This window comes from Mesorhizobium sp. M7A.F.Ca.CA.004.04.2.1, from assembly GCF_004022825.1.
Taxonomy (GTDB): Bacteria; Pseudomonadota; Alphaproteobacteria; order Rhizobiales; family Rhizobiaceae; genus Mesorhizobium.
Map to the genome: position 1 here is coordinate 1 of NZ_RZPH01000816.1, position 2,781 is coordinate 2,781.

Sequence of the window (2,781 nt, forward strand, 5' to 3'; positions counted from 1 at the left end):
GGATGAGGGGCGGCGCAAGCCCCGAAAGTGTGGGACGAACCAAAACTCGGCCTGACCGTGATCTCAATACGCCATGGAAAGCGCCTTCATTGTCAATCGCGGCGCCGCCCCTCATCGCCCTGCCGGGCACTTCTCCCCGTATAGTGACGGGGAGAAGGACGCTCTTATTCGCCGGTTTCGCCAATCATCGACGTCGCAGGAAGAGCCACCCACTTTCCCCAAGCTTAAAGCCCCAGTTCAGTCCGCAATTCCTCGGCGCTGTTGATGACGACGGCGCCGGGCGGGCCTTCCATCGGCTTTTCCGGCCAGAAGATCGTTTTCATGCCCGCCGCCAGTCCCGCCATGGCGCCCGGCCAGCTGTCGTCGATCGCCACGGCGTGCGTAGGGTCGACATCGGCCAGATAGGCGGCGCGCAGGAACGGCTCGGCATGCGGCTTGCCTTCGCGCACATCGTTGCGGCTGATCGTCTTCATGCCGGGGTAGATCAGGCCGACCATGCTCAGATTGGCGTCGACGATCATCCGGTCCGAATTCGAGACCACGGCCTGCTGGATGCCTCTTGCACGCAGCTCGTTGAATATCTCGATCGCGCCCGGGCGCGGCTTCAGCCCCTCGACCAACGGCAGATAATGCTCGTATTTGCGCACGATCCAGTCGTCGAAAGGCAGGTCCAGGCCGAACTCGTCGCGCATCATCTCGTAGACCGGCCAGGCGGCGACACCGAGCACGCGCTCATGCAGATCGTCCGGCGGGACAAGGCCGACATTGCGCATCGCCGCCATCAGGGCTGCTTCGTGCAGCGGTTCGCTGTCGACCAGCGTGCCGTCCATGTCCCAGAAAACCGCTTTCGGCATCATGTGAGGCTCCTTTTTGCCATCCCTTAAAGGGTTTGAGCCGGGAGATAAACCTTCGGAGCACAAGAACCTGCCGCCTGCCGGGACCGCGGCCAAGTCTCTTTGGCGACACAGGCAAAAAACTGGGCCGTGCCTACGCCGATCGACAGCAAGCAATTGCTCCCGAGATTGACAATTGCGCAGCAGGCCGTTCCCTGCGAAAGTGGGCATGGGCCGCTCTCATGACCGGCGGTCTCGGGAGGCAGGACTTTGAATAGCCGGCAGGATGGTGGCAGCAACAGGCTGGACGATGCGGCGCGCGCCGGCTGGCTTTATTATGTTGCCGGCAACACACAGGACCAGATCGCTTCGACGCTCGGCATTTCGCGGCAAACGGCGCAGCGGCTGGTATCGCTGGCGGTGTCGGAGGGCTTGATCAAGGTTCGCGTCGACCATCCGATCGCCAACTGCCTCGATCTGGCGGCACGGCTGAGATCGCGCTTTGCGCTCGATCTGGTCGAGGTGGTGCCGAGCGACCCCAATTCGTCCTCGACCACGATCGGCATCGCCGAAGCGGCTGCCGCCGAGATCGAGCGGCGGCTGCGGTCACCGACCCCGATCGTCATGGCGATCGGCACCGGGCGCACGCTGAAGGCGGCGATCGAGCAGTTGCCGCCGATGGAATGCCCGCAGCACAAGGTGGTGTCGTTGACCGGCAACATCTCGCCGGACGGCTCGGCAGCCTTCTACAACGTCATCTTCACCATGGCCGACAGGGTCAAGGCGCGCTCCTTCCCGATGCCGCTGCCGGTCATCGCCTCGTCGCCGGAGGAGCGCGAGATGCTGCTCAACCAGCCGATGATCCAGCCGACGCTTGCGCTTGCCGCCGAGGCCGACGTCACCTTCATCGGCATCGGCGATCTCGGCCCCAAGGCGCCGCTCTACGAAGACGGCTTCATTTCGGAGAGCGAATTGAAGGCGCTGCAGAAGGCCGGCGGCATCGCCGAGATCGTCGGCTGGGTGTTCGATAGGGAGGGCCGCATGATCGAGGGCATCACCAACGACCGGGTGTCGTCGGCGTCGCTTCCGTCACGCGAGAAATCACTGGTCATCGCACTGGCCATGGGCGAACGAAAGCTGCCAGGCATCCTGGCGGCCGCGAACCGGCGGCTGATCAACGGCCTCATCACCGATGAACGGACCGCCGCCGCCCTGCTGGCCAACATCTGACCGGAACCACAACTGATTTGCGATAAAACCAACCGCGCTAGCTGTGCCGCCCGAAAGGGTCATTGCCATCGAGAAAACCGAGATCGCGCTGCAGATGCGGCGACAGGTCCCTGATGTCGAGATGTGCTCGTCTTTTGGCCGCGAACCAGCCGAATCCATCCGTCAGCCACGAAAACCAGCGGTGATCCGGTGCGGGAGTGCATTTTTGCTGCGCCATGGTCATGATCGTCAACCTTCGCTATCCGGAACCCGAATGACGGGTTGACTAGGAATGTCGGTCTTGACGGCAGTCTTTGCCAATCGAACGTCGATAAGGACCCATAAGGAGGCTTTATGCCGGACCTCAGCTCTCGGCAGGTTGCACAGCTTCCGCCGCTGCAGGCGATCCGGGTGTTCGAAGCGGTGGCGCGGCATCTTTCCTTCACCAAGGCCGCCAGTGAACTTGCCATGACGCAAGCGGCGGTCAGCTATCAGATCAAGGTGCTGGAGGAACGGGTCGGCGCGCCGCTGTTCCTGCGACGACCACGCCAGATCGCACTCACCGAGGCTGGACAGCGCCTCGCGCCGGCGGTCAGCGAGGCCTTTGCCATTCTCGGTCAGGCCTATGCCGCGGCGCGTGGCGGGGCCGACGGCTTGCTGTGCGTCACGACGGTGCTGACATTCGCCTCGAACTGGCTCGCGCACCGGCTGGGGTCGTTCCAGATCGCCCATCCAGCGC

Annotated in this window: 4 protein-coding genes; 2 read left to right on the forward strand and 2 right to left on the reverse strand. The window is 63.5% G+C overall.

Going from position 1 to position 2,781, the window contains the following annotated elements; translation table 11 throughout:
* Nucleotides 1–224: 224 nt before the first annotated feature.
* Nucleotides 225–857: an HAD family phosphatase gene (locus EN893_RS27520; RefSeq protein ID WP_127268412.1), complete on the reverse strand. Its 633-nt coding sequence runs from the start codon at nt 855–857 to the stop codon at nt 225–227.
* Nucleotides 858–1,103: 246 nt separating this feature from the next.
* Between EN893_RS27520 and EN893_RS27525 the strand changes: the two genes are divergently transcribed.
* Nucleotides 1,104–2,063: a sugar-binding transcriptional regulator gene (locus tag EN893_RS27525; protein ID WP_127268413.1), complete on the forward strand. Its 960-nt coding sequence runs from the start codon at nt 1,104–1,106 to the stop codon at nt 2,061–2,063.
* 37 nt (nt 2,064–2,100) lie between these two features.
* Here EN893_RS27525 and EN893_RS27530 read toward each other — a convergent pair whose 3' ends face one another.
* Entirely contained in the window at nt 2,101–2,286 is a 186-nt protein-coding gene (locus tag EN893_RS27530; RefSeq protein WP_127268414.1) for a hypothetical protein, read from the reverse strand.
* 110 nt (nt 2,287–2,396) lie between these two features.
* Between EN893_RS27530 and EN893_RS27535 the strand changes: the two genes are divergently transcribed.
* The coding region (locus EN893_RS27535) for a LysR family transcriptional regulator (RefSeq protein ID WP_128361933.1) at nt 2,397–2,781 on the forward strand (385 nt) is incomplete at its 3' end.